19 protein-coding genes and 2 pseudogenes are annotated in these 18,809 nt (G+C 36.6%); 3 read left to right on the plus strand and 18 right to left on the minus strand.

The window, feature by feature from the left end; translation table 11 throughout:
• Positions 1–13 precede the first annotated feature (13 nt).
• The 4 genes from P3U61_RS07935 to P3U61_RS07950 form a co-directional block, all read right to left on the minus strand.
• The gene (locus P3U61_RS07935; RefSeq protein ID WP_063284584.1) at positions 14–565 is read right to left on the minus strand and encodes a Dps family protein; all 552 of its coding nucleotides are present in this window, start codon (positions 563–565) and stop codon (positions 14–16) included.
• A gap of 1 nt (position 566) precedes the next feature.
• Positions 567–803 carry a heavy-metal-associated domain-containing protein gene (locus P3U61_RS07940; protein WP_015728977.1) on the minus strand — a complete coding sequence of 79 codons (237 nt, stop codon included), beginning with the start codon at positions 801–803 and terminating at the stop codon, positions 567–569.
• A gap of 63 nt (positions 804–866) precedes the next feature.
• Positions 867–2,717, minus strand: a complete 1,851-nt coding sequence (locus tag P3U61_RS07945) for a heavy metal translocating P-type ATPase (protein WP_063284583.1) — start codon at positions 2,715–2,717, stop codon at positions 867–869.
• Between the two features lie 305 nt (positions 2,718–3,022).
• A complete protein-coding gene (locus P3U61_RS07950; protein ID WP_257784252.1) occupies positions 3,023–3,148 on the minus strand; it encodes a hypothetical protein in 126 nt (41 codons plus the stop codon).
• A 409-nt stretch (positions 3,149–3,557) separates the two neighbouring features.
• Here P3U61_RS07950 and P3U61_RS07955 point away from each other — a divergent pair.
• A pseudogene (locus P3U61_RS07955) lies at positions 3,558–3,932 on the plus strand (recombinase family protein); the annotation flags it as partial.
• 35 nt (positions 3,933–3,967) lie between these two features.
• On the opposite strand, the gene P3U61_RS07960 reads toward P3U61_RS07955, so the two are convergent.
• The 3 genes and pseudogenes from P3U61_RS07960 to P3U61_RS07970 form a co-directional block, all read right to left on the minus strand.
• On the minus strand, positions 3,968–4,105 hold the full coding sequence (locus P3U61_RS07960) for a hypothetical protein (protein ID WP_233508767.1): 138 nt from the start codon (positions 4,103–4,105) through the stop codon (positions 3,968–3,970).
• Between the two features lie 64 nt (positions 4,106–4,169).
• The gene (locus P3U61_RS07965; protein ID WP_153019462.1) at positions 4,170–4,436 is read right to left on the minus strand and encodes a hypothetical protein; all 267 of its coding nucleotides are present in this window, start codon (positions 4,434–4,436) and stop codon (positions 4,170–4,172) included.
• A gap of 265 nt (positions 4,437–4,701) precedes the next feature.
• Positions 4,702–5,241: pseudogene (locus tag P3U61_RS07970) on the minus strand (CHAP domain-containing protein); the annotation flags it as partial.
• Between the two features lie 170 nt (positions 5,242–5,411).
• On the opposite strand from P3U61_RS07970, the gene P3U61_RS12290 reads away from it, so the two are divergent.
• A complete protein-coding gene (locus P3U61_RS12290; protein WP_127505332.1) occupies positions 5,412–5,471 on the plus strand; it encodes a hypothetical protein in 60 nt (19 codons plus the stop codon).
• A gap of 427 nt (positions 5,472–5,898) precedes the next feature.
• Positions 5,899–5,964 (plus strand): epsilon family phenol-soluble modulin, encoded by a 66-nt coding sequence (locus P3U61_RS12295; RefSeq protein WP_095658924.1) that lies wholly within the window; start codon positions 5,899–5,901, stop codon positions 5,962–5,964.
• 190 nt (positions 5,965–6,154) lie between these two features.
• Here P3U61_RS12295 and P3U61_RS07975 read toward each other — a convergent pair whose 3' ends face one another.
• The 11 genes from P3U61_RS07975 to P3U61_RS08025 all read right to left on the minus strand — a co-directional run bounded on the left by P3U61_RS07975 (position 6,155) and on the right by P3U61_RS08025 (position 18,809).
• The gene (locus tag P3U61_RS07975; protein WP_063284582.1) at positions 6,155–6,664 is read right to left on the minus strand and encodes a YfcE family phosphodiesterase; all 510 of its coding nucleotides are present in this window, start codon (positions 6,662–6,664) and stop codon (positions 6,155–6,157) included.
• Entirely contained in the window at positions 6,661–7,245 is a 585-nt protein-coding gene (locus P3U61_RS07980) for an XTP/dITP diphosphatase (RefSeq protein WP_063284581.1), read from the minus strand. Before P3U61_RS07980 ends, P3U61_RS07975 begins: the two co-directional genes overlap by 4 nt.
• 11 nt (positions 7,246–7,256) lie before the next feature.
• Positions 7,257–8,054 carry a glutamate racemase gene (racE, locus tag P3U61_RS07985; protein ID WP_014614199.1) on the minus strand — a complete coding sequence of 266 codons (798 nt, stop codon included), beginning with the start codon at positions 8,052–8,054 and terminating at the stop codon, positions 7,257–7,259.
• Between the two features lie 250 nt (positions 8,055–8,304).
• Positions 8,305–9,120, minus strand: a complete 816-nt coding sequence (gene sdhB, locus P3U61_RS07990) for a succinate dehydrogenase iron-sulfur subunit (RefSeq protein ID WP_014614200.1) — start codon at positions 9,118–9,120, stop codon at positions 8,305–8,307.
• Positions 9,120–10,886 (minus strand): succinate dehydrogenase flavoprotein subunit, encoded by a 1,767-nt coding sequence (gene sdhA / locus P3U61_RS07995; protein ID WP_014614201.1) that lies wholly within the window; start codon positions 10,884–10,886, stop codon positions 9,120–9,122. The genes sdhB and sdhA overlap by 1 nt, the downstream gene beginning before the upstream one ends.
• A 32-nt stretch (positions 10,887–10,918) precedes the next feature.
• Complete coding sequence (locus P3U61_RS08000) at positions 10,919–11,530, minus strand: succinate dehydrogenase cytochrome b558 subunit (RefSeq protein WP_014614202.1); 612 nt, start codon at positions 11,528–11,530, stop codon at positions 10,919–10,921.
• A 164-nt stretch (positions 11,531–11,694) separates the two neighbouring features.
• A complete protein-coding gene (gene uvrC, locus P3U61_RS08005; RefSeq protein WP_063284580.1) occupies positions 11,695–13,482 on the minus strand; it encodes an excinuclease ABC subunit UvrC in 1,788 nt (595 codons plus the stop codon).
• A gap of 266 nt (positions 13,483–13,748) precedes the next feature.
• Positions 13,749–14,063: a thioredoxin gene (trxA, locus tag P3U61_RS08010; RefSeq protein WP_014614204.1), complete on the minus strand. Its 315-nt coding sequence runs from the start codon at positions 14,061–14,063 to the stop codon at positions 13,749–13,751.
• A 78-nt stretch (positions 14,064–14,141) separates the two neighbouring features.
• On the minus strand, positions 14,142–16,490 hold the full coding sequence (locus P3U61_RS08015; RefSeq protein ID WP_015728972.1) for an endonuclease MutS2: 2,349 nt from the start codon (positions 16,488–16,490) through the stop codon (positions 14,142–14,144).
• Positions 16,491–16,505: 15 nt separating this feature from the next.
• Positions 16,506–18,215 (minus strand): DNA polymerase/3'-5' exonuclease PolX, encoded by a 1,710-nt coding sequence (gene polX, locus P3U61_RS08020; protein WP_014614206.1) that lies wholly within the window; start codon positions 18,213–18,215, stop codon positions 16,506–16,508.
• A 72-nt stretch (positions 18,216–18,287) separates the two neighbouring features.
• A complete protein-coding gene (locus P3U61_RS08025; RefSeq protein ID WP_037543270.1) occupies positions 18,288–18,809 on the minus strand; it encodes a CvpA family protein in 522 nt (173 codons plus the stop codon).

The raw sequence follows: 18,809 nt of genomic DNA on the forward strand, positions 1-18,809 counted from the left end.
ACTTTCCTCCTAATTAATCATTATCTATATAGTCATCGTCTTCTAGCGCATCCTTGTTAACAAAGGCTTGAAGTTGCCAAATATTTACATCTAAATAATCTTTATAACTAATTAGTAAATCCTCTAACGCATCATCTGCTTCTTCTTGGGCTAAACGCATTGCACGAATGGTAAATTCACGGTTAGATCTAAAATCCTCTACTAACTGTAAGACCATTTCCTCAGCAGAATAATATTTTTCAGACAGATCTTCAGAAATCGTTGTGAATTTTTGGAATTCGGTAGTTGTTGATGCTGGCTTAAATCCTGAAGCTAGTAAACGTTCTGCAATTTTATCAAACCATGTTTCATTTTCATTATATAGTTTTTCAAATACCTCATGCAATGAATAAAAATTTGTGTCTTTTACATACCAATGATATTGGTGTAATTTTACATGAAAGGTATGAATATTAGCCAGTACATGATCTGTAACAGCTGCTGCATTAATCTTAGTATGATGAATGTGTTCTTTATAGGCTTGTTCAGCAGCTAATTTTTCTTGTCTTTCATTTACTGTTGTCATTTTATACACCTTCCTTTACTTTTGAATTAATAACGGAATATCCTAAGTTTTCAATAGCTTTTTCAATTGTATTCAAATTGACTTGTTCTTCATCAAAATCCACTTTTACCTTACTTGCATTGAACAGCACTTTTACAGAATCTTTTTCTACACCAGCAGTCTGTTTTAAACCACTTTCAATTTTTTGTAAACATGATGGACAAGTTAATGTTTCTAATTTTAATGTTGCTTTAGTCATATCTATCACTCCTTTAAATAAATTATACAAGGTATTTTTTTAAAAATAATTGACACGGATCAATTATCTTAATTGATAACTTCTTAATCTCATTGCATTTAAAATAACGACCAAAATACTTGCCTCATGAACTAACATACCAATTGACATAGACATCCATTCACTAAATATTAAACTACCCAATAATATTATCACCACACCAACAGCAATGAGAATATTTTGTTGCATATTCGCGTATGTCCCTTTAGCTAAACCTAAAGCATGGGGGAGACGATTAAAATTGGAATTCATTAGAACAATATCTGAACTTTCAATAGCCACATCTGTCCCATTTCCCATAGCTATCCCTACTTCTGCAATAGCTAGAGAAGGGCTATCATTCACACCATCACCAATAAAAGCAACAATTTCACCAGTAGACTGTCTTTCTTTTAAAAATGCTTGCTTCTCCTCTGGTAGCATATCGCCTTGGGCCTCGGTTAATCCTATCTCCTTTTTAACTAAATTAACTGTACCTTGATTATCCCCTGATAATACAATGAGATTTTTAACACCAAGTGATTTTAATTTTTGTAGGTCTTGTTTAACGCTTGGTCGAACTTGGTCACGGATTCCCATTAAAATGATTAACTGACGATCAACTGCCGTTAATACAATTGAACTACCGGCTCTTTCTAATTTATCTAATTCTTTAAGAACATCATTAGATAGTGGAATACTTTCTTGTTCCATTAAGGTTTTATTCCCTACTGCAACAATGTGTCCGTCAACGTGAGCAATTATACCCCCACCTTTTATAACCTGTGTACTCTCTACAGGTCTTAGTTTATATTGCGCTAATTTATTTGTAATAGCGACAGCTAAGGGATGGTCAGATTCCCTTTCAATCGAGTATAATAAAGATAAATCCTCCTCTTGATTATTTCCATAGTAAACGAATTCGCTAACTTCAGGCTTTCCTTCAGTTAAGGTACCTGTTTTATCAAATAGGACTGTATCTACATTCGCAAAATGACTAATCACTTCAGAACCTTTAAACAAAATACCATTCTTTGCACCATTTCCTATACCCGCGACATTTGAAACAGGTACACCAATGACCAAGGCCCCTGGGCAACCAAGTACTAATACAGTAACTGCAAGTGCTGTATCTTTAGTTAATACCCAAACTAATAGCCCAATGATAAGTACTACAGGTGTATACCAACGAGAGAACTGGTCAATAAATCGTTCAGCTTCCGATTTAGAATCTTGTGCTTCTTCTACTAACTCAATAATTCGACCAAATGTAGAATCTTCCCCAATTCTATCAGCAACTATTTGAATAGTCCCATTATCCATAATGGTACCGGCAAATACTTCATCACCTTTCTCTTTCTTTAGAGGTAAAGATTCACCGGTGATATTAGCCTCATTTACATGTCCTTTTCCAGTAGTTACCCTACCATCTACTGGAATCTTAGCCCCAGTTTTTACTATGAGAATATCTCCTTCCTCTACTTCATCAATATCTACTTCTTCAAATTGTCCGTCGTACAATTGCTTAAAAGCAGTCTCTGGAGCCATTTCCGTCAACTCTTTAATAGCAGACCGTGTTTGCTTAAGTGTACGCTGTTCTAAATATGATCCAAATAAAAATAAGAAAGTAACAATAGCTGACTCTTCGTAATTTTGAATAAAGAAAGCACCAATAACCGCTATAGTTACTAAAACATCAATACTCACTACTTTTACTTTCATAGCCTGATAAGCCTGTATTGCGATTGGTATAACACCCAATATAGAAGCAATTATAAAAGCACTATTAAAGATAACCATATTGCTAAAGATAAAATGTGCAATAAAACCTATAATAATAAGTAAACCACTAATAACAGTAATATGATTTTTATGTTTCAAAATAGTCTGTTGCATATAAACCTCTCCTACACTTTAGTTTAACCATAGTGTATTCGTTTTTAAGAAATATAAACTTGACCTATATCAATCTTATCTAATAAATATAGCGAATAATATTTAGGCTTAAACAGATAGATATATATAAATAACTAGGACATATACTCATGACCTAATTATTTTTATTATTGACTATTTACTCTTTCATATAATTTTTGTTAGCATTTAATTCCTTTTTATAGCTCAAATGCTCATTCATCTTAAGCTTATTCTCTAAACGGCTAGCAGTCGCAATGCTAGCCGTTTTCTTTTTATTATTGTTTTTAACTTGTACTTTCTAATTCTTGAGGGATTAATATAATTGTAAACCCCTTTTCAAAATATTCTGAACTATCACTAATTAAAATAAGTAAATATTCATTATCTTTTTTCTCAATAGTATATTTCATAACTACTTCTTCTGATTTATTTCCAGTATAACTAGGTTTATTAAGTGTAAATGTTATTTCTGTTTCTTCTTCATTTAATGTATATTGATAAGCTGTTGTTATTGATAAAATATTAGAAGAAGAAAATATAACGGTGTCATCAGCGAAATCTGCTTCACCTGAATTACCATTACTTTGGACAATATTCCAATTATTTTCTTGTAAATCATCGTTTTTGAGACAAAACCTCCTACTACAGAATTAGGAGGTTTTTCTTACATACTTTAGTTTCTAAACTTGTGTTATAATCAATGTGTCATAAATATCAAAAAATACGAGTTTTTAGACGATGAGAGTCATGTTTATTTGCATCGAGAACCAGATTTCATTAGTAAGTACCTATAAAACTATTAAAAGAGGTGGTATTCAAATGGCTAAAATTGGTTATGCACGTGTATCAACACAAGATCAAAGTTTAGACGGACAAATAGATACACTTGAAGAATATGGTTGTGAACGTATCTTTAGTGAGAAAGCAAGTGGATGTAAAACAAAAAGAACGGAACTTGATAAATGTTTAGATTATTTACGTGAAGGCGATGTGTTGGTTATTTACAAACTCGATCGTCTTGGTCGTACAACGAAACAACTCATCGAACTTTCTCAATGGTTGGACGAAAATAACATCGATTTACATATTATTGATATGAACGTATCGACCAAAGATGCGATGGGAAAAATGTTCTTTACCATGATGAGTGCATTTGCGGAACTTGAAGCTAACTTATTAAGTGAACGTACAAAACCTTTTTCCTTTAACATATAAACCTCCTAAACATATTAAAATAACCAAGATATAGCTTCCTTTAAAGTCACTCCTAAAGTATGGACTTGTGACTCAGATAAACCAGCTGCACGACCCGCTCTAATAGCAGCATCTCTAACTGCATTAGCAGGGACTTCACTCCATTTCAACAAATGCTTTAACTCTTTTACTAAAGGAGTGTATGCTTTATTAAAAGCATTAACCGCTTTTTTCCACCTACTTTTCTACTACTGCAACCGCATTGCTTTTATTGTTAATGATTAATTTAATAGCGGTCTTAACAATCTTTGTAGCCCCAATTCGATTTTGCGCTTTTGGGTTAATAGCCAAGTCAGAATTTTTATTTATTTTAACTCCATCGGCACTTACATATATGGCTTCCGTACTATCATTGGCTGTTTTAAAAGTCTGACTGTTCACATTGCTTGCTTTAGGATTTGCTAATGGACTCATCTCCATTAATAAAGCTGCACTCGCTAACAATGTTCCAAATGTTTTTCTTAGTTACGAATTTAAAAACCCTTAGTTTTAATTTTACTTCCAAGTTTTAATAACATCTCCTTCGTAACCATAAAATAGTTCAATCTTATTACAAGTAATTTATTGCCATGGGTTCACTTGAAATAATAATTAAATAATTTAATGTCCCATGATTTATCTCCGAAATATGTATAGCATTAAGAAACTAAAAAGTCATTTCCTAACACACAAAAAAGGCAATCCATATAGGGATAGTCCCAACTTACAATTAAAAAACTTCTTTAACGATTAGTCTTTCATGCCAGATCCATTCATTATGATTATTCCAATAGATGCGACACCAACCGTCAATCATCTCAAATACATAAATTAAAGTACCTGTTACATATTCAGCTTGTCCTACATTAAATTGATAAGTAGCACGGCTGTCACCGTATCGCGTTGCTGATGTAGCACCTAGACCATCCACTTTCGCATTAAAATAAGCACCTTTTGACCATTTGAGGTGATAAGGCGCTCTACTTCCACTGGTAATCTTACTAGCTGAGTTACTTGCAGCACTATGTGATGGTGGAGTGATTTTATTAGCGATTTTAGAAGTGGTATTCTCGCTTTTGTAATGAGGGCGGATAAAATGCGTACCTCCATAGTAATTGTTCATCTTAATGTTGCGGTCATGTTTGCATTGCCATCAAAATTTTGCTCTAAAATTAAAAACTGATTCGTATTACCACCATTGTAAACAGTACCGGCCGTATTGTTTATAAATACCGTCTCTATATACTGCCACATCACCCACTTGCGGTACGATGTACTATATAAGCACTAATTTCTATTTTTTTAAAAGTGTAGTCACTGTGCTACGTTATTTGTGAGGTCATAAAAATGATAAAGGATACTAACACAAGAATTAGCGTTATAGTTTCAAAAGATAATTGAGACAAGTTGAAGGAACTCGCTAAAAAAGAAAACAGAAGTATGTCGAACATGGTTGAGCATTTGATTACATCTTACATCGAGAGAAGTTCAGAAAAATGAGGTTAATTGATGCTAGACTAAGAAACGGACACAGTAAATTGATGAAGAACTTTATGCATCATCAAAGAAATCAGTTGATAGGCGTGTCAGTAATGGTAAGAAGAAAATAAAATCTTAACACGTCTCTATTTTCTCGATATTGCGACTTTTAAAATTAAATCCACTAAAAGGATCATTGAAGCCATTTAATCATCCACTTTCCGAAAATTTTTCGAATCCTTATTGATATTCAACGTCTTCATCATGGTAGCAACACTAAAATAAACGGAAGCCTTTCATTTTTCGGACATTTCGGCATGCACAACTGTCTGTACTTTTTATTATTTAAACAGTTGCGAATGAATTTAAACAACTTGAGGACTTTTCAAAAATTAATGCCTTACGTGATTTATAATGACATTAATCAAACATTAGGAGGTGAATCGACATGTTTATCATCGACTTAATCAAAAAAGTTATCGAATTCTTGAAAGGTTTATTCGGTAACAAATAAGACATCGTTTGACTGAGTTTGAGGCTGAATCATACTAATGGAGATACATATCTTCATTCCGATTCTCACCTCTAACGTCACCCTACTACGTTTCATTTCATATGAATCGTTAGTAGGGTGGCTTTGTTTTCATCAATTAAAAAGCAATACAGTGATAGGTCTGAATCCCAAAACTGTACTGCTCAATAATTTATTCCTCTATTTGAAATGTCACTTTATCGATGATGTCATGGTGACGATTGCGGAAATTCACAAAACTGTCTGTACCCTCTAGTATAATTTCAGCATACGTTTCTTCAATGTCGCTCCGTGATTGTGAAATACTTCCCGGATTGATCACATGTACACCATGAATTTGTTCATATTTTGCGACATGCGTGTGACCATACAAGGCAATGACTGCTTCATGTGCAATTGCGGCTTGTGCAAGTTGTTGACGTGAACTGTTAACGCCATAGAGGTGTCCATGCGCGAAAAATATACGATGACTACCAACCGATGTGACTTGATTGTCAGGAAATTCAGGATAAAAGTCCATATTCCCTTTCACACGTTGAAATAGACTTAACTCTGTGTCATCATATTTAAATTCTGAATCACCTAAATGAAAAAATGCATCTGCGTCTTCATGTTGTTGGTACACATCATATAAAATACCTGTTTCTGAATGATTGTCACTCAGGACGATAAGCTTTTTCATTTTCCCTCACCCTCAATATATGCTTTTAATTGGTCAATGGCTTTACGACGATGACTGATTTCTGATTTTTCTTCGGCAGTCAGTTGGGCCATTGTTTTTTGGCGTTCAGGAATTAAGAAAATCGGATCATATCCAAAACCATTCTCACCAATTTGACTTAACGTGATTTCTCCTTCAACCGTGCCTTTAAACGTTGTTGTTTCTCCAGTTGCTGTCGTCATACTAATCACACATACAAAACGGGCTGCACGGTTCTCTTCATTTTCTAATCCTTTAAGCACTTTTTCAATATTCGCTTCGTCACTTTTTTGTACCCCTGCATAACGTGCTGAATAGACGCCGGGTTCGCCGTTCAATGCAGCAACTTCTAAGCCACTATCATCAGCAATCACCGTTGCATTCAGTAACTTTGCGGCTGCCTCTGATTTCAAGCGGGCATTTTCTTCAAATGTCGTGCCTGTTTCTTCAACATCAAAATCTTCAATCATCTCGTTGATTCCAATGACATTGTCTTCAGAAAAAATGACTTTAAAATCATTAATTTTCCCTTGATTTGATGATGCAATGACGATATCTGCCATATCTACCTCTCCTATCCTAGCTGAATTCTTTCAACTTCAGCGTCTATTTTGAGCCACTCTTGAATAATATAAGTCATATGACGTACTTCACCGTTCGCAAAAAAGCGATGTTTTGGCTGAGGCGTGTAGTGCGCATGTTCATGACTAAATGTAAGGAGTGCACTGACCTCTCTCGCTGTTTCTAACCCTGATGAAATAACGGTTTTCGTCTTTCCAAAGTAATCAAATATCGGTTGATAGAGTAACGGATAATGTGTACATCCTAAAATGACCGTATCTGCTTCTGTTTGACGCCAACTTTTCAATGTTTGGTGAATTACGATATTTGTAATCGTCGGGTCTTTGTACTTCATCTCTTCTACTAATGGTACAAACCCTGGACATGCCACACCGTATACATCGACATGCGGGTTAATTTTTTTAATATGCGTACGATAAGCTTCTGATTTAATCGTTCCTTCTGTACCAAGTACGAGGACATTTTGATTTTTAGTCGTCATAATTGCTGTTCTCGCACCGGGTTCAATAACGCCGATAACTGGAATTTTCAACTGTTCTTGTAAGGGCTCCAATGCAACAGCTGTTGCCGTATTACATGCGATGACAAGCATTTTTATATCATACTGTACTAAATAATTGGCCATTTCGATTGTAAATTTTTTAACTTCCTCTTGATCTCGAGGACCGTATGGGCAACGAGCGACATCCCCTAAATAATAAATGGTTTCATTGGGGAGTTGTCTCATAATTTCTTTTGCTACTGTGAGTCCCCCGACCCCTGAATCCATAACTCCAATTGGTCTATCCATCTCTTTCATCCTATTCGTGTTCATTATTGCTTTTTATTTTATCACATCTAATATGAAGTTGAACAATCTGACATTCCGTAAAACTACACTGAAAGATACCATTTTAAATATTTATTGATATTCATTACACTCATAATAGGATATATATTGATATATGATTGACTCTTCTTTTACACACTTGCATACGAAATTGACTTTTTTCATAAAAATAACGCATGCTCTATTAAGAACATGCGCCATTTTAATATACTTATTCTACTTCATGATCGGAACCAAAGAATGATTTGAACATATGGAATGATGTTTCACGGTTCATCGCTGCAATAGAAGTTGTCAACGGAATACCTTTCGGACAAGCTTGCACACAATTTTGTGAGTTACCACAAGCTTGTAAACCACCTTGATCCATTAACGCATCTAAACGTTCGTCTTTTGTCATTGCACCAGTCGGATGTAAGTTAAACAAACGCACTTGAGAAATGGCTTGAGCACCGACGAAACTATTGGTTTTTGTGACGTTTGGACATACTTCTAAACATACCCCACATGTCATACATTTTGATAATTCGTAAGCTGTTTGACGTTTTTTTTCTGGCATACGTGGACCAGGACCTAAGTCATACGTACCATCAATCGGCACCCATGCTTTCATACGTTTCAAGTTGTCAAACATACGCGTACGATCTACTTGTAAGTCGCGAATGACTGGGAATGTCGTCATCGGTTCAAGACGAATCGGTTGTTCTAATTGATCGATAATCGCTGAACATGATTGACGGGCTTTACCATTAATGACCATTGAACATGCACCACAGACCTCTTCTAAACAGTTCATATCCCATGTTACCGGTGTTGTTTTTTCACCTTTTGTATTGATTGGGTTACGACGAATTTCCATTAATGCTGCGATGACATTCATATTTTCACGATAAGGAATTTCAAAAGATTCTTCATATGGTGATGAATTTTGATCCTTTTGTCGTTTAATAATTAACTTAATTGTTTTATTTGAAGTGCTATTTTGAACTTGTTGTGATGTTTGTTGTTTCTCTTGTGTTTCTGCCATTATTTTTTACCCCCTTTTGACTTACTTGTGTAGTCACGTTTACGAGGTGGGATTAAGCTGACATCAACAGGTTTGTACGTAAATGCTGGTGGTGCATCTGGCCCTTTATATTCAGCTAATGTGTGTTTTAACCACTCATCGTCATTTCTTTCTGGGAATTCCGGCTTATAGTGCGCACCACGAGATTCATTACGATTATAAGCACCGATTGTGATTACGCGCGCCAACACAAGCATGTTCCACAATTGACGTGTGAAGAATACAGCTTGGTTACTCCATTGCGATGTATCTTCCATATCAATATCTTGGTAACGTTTCATCAATTCAACAATTTTCTTGTCAGTTTCTAACAATTTGTCATTATGACGAACAACCGTCACATTCGCAGTCATAATTTCACCAAGTTCACGATGCAATTTATATGCATTTTCAGAACCTTTCATGTTTAACAACTTGTCAAAACGTGCTTGTTCTTCATCCACACGTTTTTGATACATGCTATCATCCATGTCAACGTAAGATTTTTCAATGTTTTCTACATATTTCACAGCATTAGGTCCTGCAACAGTACCACCATAAATAGCTGATAATAATGAGTTGGCACCTAAACGGTTACCCCCATGTTGTGAGAAATCACATTCCCCTGCCGCAAATAAACCATCAATGTTCGTCATTTGATCATAATCTACATAAAGACCACCCATTGAGTAGTGTACTGCTGGGAAGATTTTCATTGGTACTTTACGTGGATCGTCACCTGTGAATTTTTCGTAAATTTCGATGATACCCCCTAATTTTACATCTAATTCATGTGGATCTTTGTGTGATAAGTCAAGGTATACCATGTTTTCACCGTTAATACCGAGCTTTTGATTCACACAAACATCGAAAATTTCTCGTGTCGCAATATCACGAGGAACGAGGTTACCATAATCAGGATACTTCTCTTCTAAGAAATACCAAGGCTTACCGTCTTTATACGTCCAAATACGGCCACCTTCACCACGTGCTGATTCACTCATTAAACGTAATTTATCGTCACCAGGAATTGCTGTTGGGTGAATTTGGATAAACTCACCGTTACCGTATTTTACCCCTTGTTGATATACGATAGACGCAGCTGATCCTGTATTGATCATAGAGTTTGTCGTTTTACCAAAAATAATACCTGGACCACCAGTTGCCATAATCACTGCATCAGAACCGAAAGATTGAATTTCAGAAGTTGTGATGTTTTGCGCAACAATACCACGCGCCGCATTTTCATCATCTTTAACGATACCTAAAAATTCCCATCCTTCATATTTGGTCACAAGTCCATCCACTTCATAACTACGCACTTGTTCATCTAATGCATATAATAATTGTTGACCTGTTGTCGCACCAGCGAATGCAGTTCTGTGATGTAATGTTCCACCGAAACGACGGAAATCGATAAGTCCTTCAGCTGTACGGTTAAACATGACACCCATGCGGTCTAATAAATGGATGATTTGTGGTGCTGCTTCAGTCATTGCTTTAACAGGCGGTTGATCCGCTAAGAAGTCCCCACCGTAAACAGTGTCATCAAAATGAACCCACGGAGAGTCACCTTCACCTTTTGTATTTACCGCTCCGTTAATACCGCCCTGTGCACATACTGAGTGAGAGCGTTTTACTGGAACAATTGAGAACAAATCAACATGTGCCCCTTGCTCCGCTGCTTTAATTGTTGACATTAAACCGGCAAGACCGCCTCCGACAACAATAATTTTCTTCTCTGCCATAGAATTGTCACTCCCCTGAAATGATTAAACGTTTATACGAAAGCTAAAATTGCACTTACACCGATATAAGAAATCACAAGGAAGATGACAAGGGATACCCAAGTGAATACCTTTTGTGATTTTGGTGATTGCAAAATGCCCCAAGTTACTAAAAATGACCATAAACCATTAGAGAAATGGAATACGACCGCAATGATACATATGATGTAGAACACTAACCAAATCGGATTCGATACGATATCATGTACCATATCGTAGTTCACTTCTTGACCAAAAAACTTTTGAATACGTGTTTGCCACATGTGAATCATTACGAAAATAAACGTTAAAATGCCCGAAATACGTTGAAACAAGAACATCCAATTTCGCATATACGAATGATGCCCGATGTTGTGGCTCGCTGTAAACGCGATATGTACGCCATAGACTGCATGATACAAAATTGGAATATAAATCATGATAATCTCTAAAGCATATAAAAATGGTAGCGACTCCATCATGCTTGCCGCCTTATTAAATGCTTCCACCCCTTGAGTTGCTTGATGGTTAACCAATAAGTGAACGAGTAAAAAGCCACCTAACGGAATGACACCAAGTAAAGAATGTAAACGTCTAAGGTAGAATTGGTTCTTTGAATGTGCCAAAGGAAGTCCCCCCTGCGATACTATTAATTTTTTTGATTTCTTTTTGTAATTGACTATCGAGAAAACGTTTGCATATCATATAAAAAAAAGAAATCAACTCTCTATTATTGTAACATTAATTGTGACAAATTTGGGTATGAGAATGATTCTCATACCAAATTTATCTAGCCTTCCTCTTGTAATGCTTTAAAAAGGACCTCCGCCGTTTTTTTCGGCAATCCCGCTCCTTGTAGTGACTCTACAGATGCTTCACGCATTTTTTTTATTGAACCAAATGTACGCAATAATTTTGTTTTCCGCTTTGGCCCGATGCCTTCAACTTGATCTAAAATCGAACGCAATCCCGTCTTTTGTCGTGTTTGACGATGAAAAGTAATCGCGAATCGGTGCACTTCATCTTGAATGCGTTGTAATAAATAGAACGCTTGACTATTTTTCTTTAATGGGACGACTTGCGCAGTTTCTCCATATAACAATTCTGAAGTTTGGTGTTTATCATTTTTTGCAAGTCCTGCAATTGGAATGTCTAGACCAAGTTCATTTTCAAGGACATCTGCCACACTCGACATATGACCTTTCCCACCGTCAACAATGATTAAGTCTGGCAACGGTAACCCTTCATTCAACACACGTGTGTACCGGCGACGTACGGCTTCTTGCATTGATTTATAATCATCTGGTCCTTCAACAGATTTAATCTTATATTTACGATACCCTTTTTTATCTGGTTTCCCGTCCACAAAGCTAACCATTGCTGAAACCGGATCCACACCTTGGATATTGGAGTTATCGAAGGCTTCAATACGAATCGGTATCTGTATTCCCATCGCATCAGCAAGTTGTTCAATTGCTTTTACCGTACGGGATTCATCACGCGCAATCAGTTCAAATTTATTCTCTAATGATATACGTGCATTTTTATTGGCCATATCGACCAATTGCTTTTTCTGTCCACGTTGCGGTGTGACGATGTTTGTATCCACAACAGTATGCACCATTTCTACATCTAGCTGTTTCGGAATATGCACTTCTTTAGGTAGAAAATGTTGATTTAGCTGATAAAATTGTCCGATAAAAGTATAAAACTCTTCTTCAGGCGTTTGTTGTAACGGAAACATTGTTGCTTCACGTTCAATCAAATTCCCTTGTCGAATAAAGAATACTTGAATACACATCCAACCTTTATCGACGTGATAACCAAATACATCTCGCACCGTTTGATCGACAGACATAATTTTTTGTTTTTTCGTCAAATTATTCACGTGTTGAATTAAATCGCGATACTCTTTCGCTTGTTCAAACTCTAGATTTTCACTCGCCTTAATCATTTTTTCTTCTAAATTTTTTAAAATCGTTTTGTCTTCACCATTCAAAAAATCAGTAATTTCTTTCGTCATGCGTCCATATTCTTCTTGCTGAACGGGATAAACACATGGTCCTAAACATTGCCCAATATGATAATACAAGCATAAACGGTCCGGCATTTTATCACATTTTCGAAATGGATAAATCCGATCTAATAACTTTTTCGTTTCATGTGCAGAGTAGGCATTCGGATAAGGACCAAAATATTTTCCGCTTCCTTTACGCACTGTTCGCGTCACAATCAATTTTGGATGACGTTCTTTCGTGATTTTTATAAACGGATAACTTTTGTCATCTTTAAGTAAAATATTATAGCGCGGTTGATATTTTTTAATTAAATTCAGCTCAAGCAACAATGATTCCGTTTCACTTGAAGTGACGATATATTCAAAATCAACAATCTCTCGAACTAAACGTGTCGTCTTTGTATCATGTGCGCCTGTAAAATAAGAACGCACACGATTGCGTAGCTTTTTCGCTTTGCCAACATAGATGACTTGGTTTTGCCGGTCTTTCATTAAATAGCAGCCCGGCTCCATTGGTAACACACCTAACTTTTGTTTAATTCGACTTTGGGTCTCCTCCATGCATCATTCACCTTCTTTACATCTCCTACCTTAAACAAGCTCATTTTCAAATAACACCATCATCATTATAAACAACGAAAAGGAGTGAAACGAACATCATCGCAATACTTCAATGACTGTTTCACTCCCGCAACGGTGATTCACTTCATATTTAACAAGCACGCGGAGTCACTTATCACCGACTGCGCTTTACATTTAATAAAATAACTGTAATTTGATACTCTAACTATTTAAATTCATTTATTTTTATAAAAGTGAATATGAGATTATACGTGTTTATCTAATACTTGTGCTAAGTTTTCTTTTGGTTGGAATCCAACAACTTTGTCCACGGGTTGACCGTCTTTAAATACGATTAATGTTGGAATACTCATTACTTCAAATTTTGCTGCTGTTGCTTGGTTTTGGTCAACATCTAATTTTAAAATGTCAGCTTTACCTTCGTAGTCAACTGCTAAGTCTTCTAATACAGGTGCAATCATTTTACATGGGCCACACCAAGTTGCCCAAAAGTCTACTAACTTAACACCTGATTGAATTTGTTCGTCAAAATTGGAATCTTTCACTTCTATTATTGCCATAGGAAGTTTCCTCCTTAAATATCGTTTGATGTTAAAATTATAACAAATTGTATGCATGATTTCATTATCATTGCTCAATTATTTCAATGTTGCGACTGTAACACCAAATCCACCTTCACTTGGCATGCCACCTCTGTACGTAGCCACACTTTTATGACGTTTCAAATGTTGTTGCACGCCTTTTTGTAATGCTCCCGTCCCTTTACCATGAATAATGTAAACATCTTCATAATTACTGAGCACAGCTTGATCGAGATACTGATCAAGTGCCACCATCGCTTCATCATAACGATAGCCTCTTAAATCCAGTTCCATTTTTACAGTAGAACGATTCGTACGTGTGACCACTTTTTTCGGTTGCTCTTTAGCCTTTTCTTTTTTCTCAAGGTCACTTAATGGTAATTTCATTTTAATAATGCCCATTTGAACGACCGCTTCTTCATCACTCAATACTTCAAGCACTTCTCCTTTTTGACCGTAAGAAAGCACCTTGACTTCGTCGCCTGCTTTAATTTCATCCCATTTTTGCTTTTGCACATTTTGTTTAATGGATTTCGCTTCATATTGATCTTCTAGGCGTTTACGTTGATCAATGAGCTCATGTTCTTTCACTTCTGCACCTTTTTGATCGCGCATATCACGTAATGATTTCAAAATATCATCCGCTTCTTCCATCGCTGCTTTGACACGCTGATTCGCCTTATCTTTTGCTTCTTCAATTAAACGGGATTCCATGTTTTGATATTGTTCATATGCACGTGATAAGTCGTTATGAATTTGTGAAGCTTCACGGACCAGTCGATCAAGTTCAATACGCTGATCATCCACACGTTTCGCATTTTTTTCGAGTGACGCAATCATTTCATTAATTTCTTGTTCATCTTGACCGATCATAGATTTCGCATGATTAATGATTTTCAAGCCGAGACCTAAACGTTTCGAAATATCAAACGCATTTGAACGTCCTGGCACACCCATTAAAAGCTTGTAAGTCGGGCTTAACGTATCCACATCAAATTCCACACTTGCATTCATGACACCTTCACGATTGTAACTGTATGCTTTCAATTCAGGATAGTGCGTCGTGGCCATAACAAGCGCGCCCATACCGTGCACGTGATCTAAAATGCTCATCGCAAGGGCCGCACCTTCACTTGGATCAGTCCCAGCACCAAGCTCATCAAATAAAATCAAGCTCTTATCATTGGCTTCTTCTAAAATATTTACAATCGTTTTCATATGAGACGAAAATGTAGACAATGATTGTTCAATCGACTGTTCATCGCCAATGTCACAAAAGACGTTGTCAAACACGCTCAACTGGCTGCCATCTAGTGTTGGAATTAACAAACCAGACTGTGCCATTAGAATAATTAAGCCTAATGTTTTTAATGTGACTGTTTTACCACCTGTATTCGGACCGGTAATAATAACAGTTTGAATAGAAGACTCAAATTCAATCGTATTCGCTACAACTGTGTCTCGGTCCAACAACGGGTGAAATGCTTTCGGTAAATACACTTGGCGCTCTACTGCAAATGTCGGCTTCGTCCCTTTAATTTTAGCAGCATAACGCGCTTTACCAATCAGAAAATCTAAATGCCCCATCACTTGTTCAGAAATCAAACATGCTTCTGCTTCTTCTGCTACTTCGGCCGTTAACTCAGCAAGTATGCGTTGAACTTCCGTTGCTTCCTCACTGCGTAAACGACTAATTTGATTGTTCAACTCGACGACTGCAGAAGGTTCGATATAAAGTGTTTGACCTGAAGCAGATTGATCATGCACAATCCCGTTAAAATCTTGGCGATATTCTGCACGTACAGGAATTACATTGCGCTCATTTCTCACTGTCACAATGGCATCGGATAACTTTTTCTGATTACTTGTCGACTTCACCATACGATCTAATTGTGCACGAACACGTTGATTCGTTTTAGCAATCCGACTCCGAATCGCCTGTAACTCCATACTTGCAGAATCGAATAAGTCTTGCGTATCACATTTTTGATGAATCGATTGGTATAAATGCGTTAATACAGGTAATTGCTGCATCTGCCCATCTAAAATCTCATAATTGACCGTTTCTTCATCTTCAACAAGTTGGTTATAAAATGTTTTAAACTGGTTTTGAACTTGAATTAACGTTTTAATCGCATTCAGTTCTTGCACATTCAATGTCCCACCAATTTGCGAACGCTTAATATACGGTTGCACGCGTGACAAACCGCTCATACTTGGCAAACGGTATTGATTATAGATTCGTGAAATTTCGTCCACTTCATCCATTTGATGGACGACCGTCTCATAATCAGACGATGGCGCTAATTGTTTTACTTTTTCAATCGCTAAATCACTGATGACCTCTTGCTCAATCAATGACTTCACTTTATTAAATTCCAATATTTCTAACGTTTTTTGTTTCATCCAATCCCTCAATTTCTATTCAACAGATTTGGGTTGCGTAATAAATTGTTTAAATGCTTGTCGAGACATCGCATTCACCACGTCCTCTTTTTTGACGAAGCCTTTTTGTGCTGTAGCGATACCATAATTCATAAAGTTGAGATGGTCGACATGGTGCGCATCTGTATTAATCGTTACTTTCAAACCTGGATTTTGTCGTAACACTTCCGCACTTAAATCTAAACGTTTCGGGTTCGCATTGATTTCAAGCACGGTCCCTGTTTCGCGACAGAGCTCAATCAACTTCGTCATATTCGGCGCATAACCATCACGACGCCCAATAATTCGACCAGTCGGATGTGCAATATGACGTACATAAGGATTGCGACATGCGGCTTCTAATCGCTTCATAATCTCTTCTTCCGATTGATTGAAACTTTGATGAATCGCCGCAATGACATAATCGAGTTGAGCGAGCACTTCATCATCGTAATCTAATCGACCATCAGGCAAAATATCCATTTCCGTACCTGAATAAATATCAATTTCTGGGTACGCTTGGTTTAATTTTTTAATCTCTTCATTTTGTTTCAATAAACGGTCCACAGACAAACCATTCGCCACACGTAAGCTTTGTGAATGGTCTGTAATACACATGAATTGGTAGCCTTTTTCGATATTTGCTTCTACCATTTCTCTTAATGAAAACGCACCATCACTCGCAGTCGTATGCATATGAATATCCCCATTAATATCATCGAGTGTGACAATTTCTGATAAATCTTTATCAAATTCTGTACCATCTTCGCGCATACTTGGCGCCATCCATTTCACACCAAAATGTTCATAAATCGCCGCTTCACTATCGAATTGTAACAAAGAGCCATCCGGTTGTTCGATGCCGTATTCACTTACTTTTTCGTTCGTTTGTTTCGCAATTTGACGTATTCGAATATTATGCTCTTTAGAACCTGTAAAATGTTGCAACGTATGATAGAATGCAGCAGGTTCAATTAGGCGAAAGTCCACACCAATTGTTTCATCATCAAAAGCCAGTTCCAGAGATACTTTCGTTTTTCCTACAGCAACCTCTTCCACTTTTTCAGGTATCGCTAACAATTGTTGTTGAACTTCAAGCGGATCATTTGTACTAATAATATAGTCTAAATCTTTACTCATTTCTTTCTTACGACGAAAACTGCCTGCCACTTCAAAACGTTCAATCGCTTCTATCGACTGTAGATGTTTTGTAATCAGCGTGTTTAATCCTTTCATCGTGTCGATTGGGTACGCATCTTTTTTCGCACCTAACTCACGAATGGCTTCTAAATATTTTTCTTCAGTCTTCTTACCAAAGCCGTCTAATGCACTTATTTCATGGTTTTCAGCCGCTTTTTGAAATGAATCTTTATCCGTAATATTGAGTTCTTGATAGAGTCGTGCAATCCGTTTACTGCCGAGCCCTTTAATTTTCAATAATGGAATTAATCCACTTGGCACTTCTTTTTTTAAAGCATTCAGTGTAGGTGAGTCACCTGTTTCTAAAAATGTGTTAATGACTTCGCCTACACCTTTACCAATATTTTTTAATTCTGTTACATCATCAATTTGATCCATTGTGCGTTCATCTGCTTCTAAACTTTGGACAGCTTTACGATATGCAGAGACTTTGAACGCATTTTCTCCCTTTAACTCCATATAAGTCGCGATTTCTTCTAATAAACGAATAACATCTTTCTTAGTCATCTCATCACCTCATTAAAAAAGAGGGTGAAACCATGTGACAACACATATCCGTCTCAGCCTCATTCGTCTGTTTTATTTCAAATTCAATGTAAATTCTGATAAAAATGGAATGCCATTAATAAACCATTGAGCCACTTGTGATTGTGCAAGTGCATATTGCATCATCTCATTCGGATACAATGCTGTGACATAACAAGTAAAATGGATAAAAATGATGCCCGAACAACAAGCGAGACATGCGCCTATAATTCTACTGGACCATCCGAGGCGTTGCAATGCAAACACACCATTAAAGCTGCCAATCACAAAATACAGCATCGTTTTTACAATCATCACGAGCAACAGGAATACGATGACATAATTGAATCGCACTTCTGGTTGCGCAATATCCATAGCAAATTGGGTATCGTATGCGACAGTTCGTGGATAAGGAATAAACAACCTAAAATAATGACTGAGTGGTTGATAAAATTGAGCTGCAACCCACAAAGAAAAAAATGTACTTCCCAAATGCAACGCACTGACATTCCAACCTCTATGAAATCCTGTCATTGCAAAAAGCAGTAAGACAATGATAATAAATAGTAGATACAC

The sequence above is a fragment of the Staphylococcus pseudintermedius genome, from assembly GCF_034042775.1.
GTDB classification, from domain to species: domain Bacteria; phylum Bacillota; class Bacilli; order Staphylococcales; family Staphylococcaceae; genus Staphylococcus; species Staphylococcus pseudintermedius.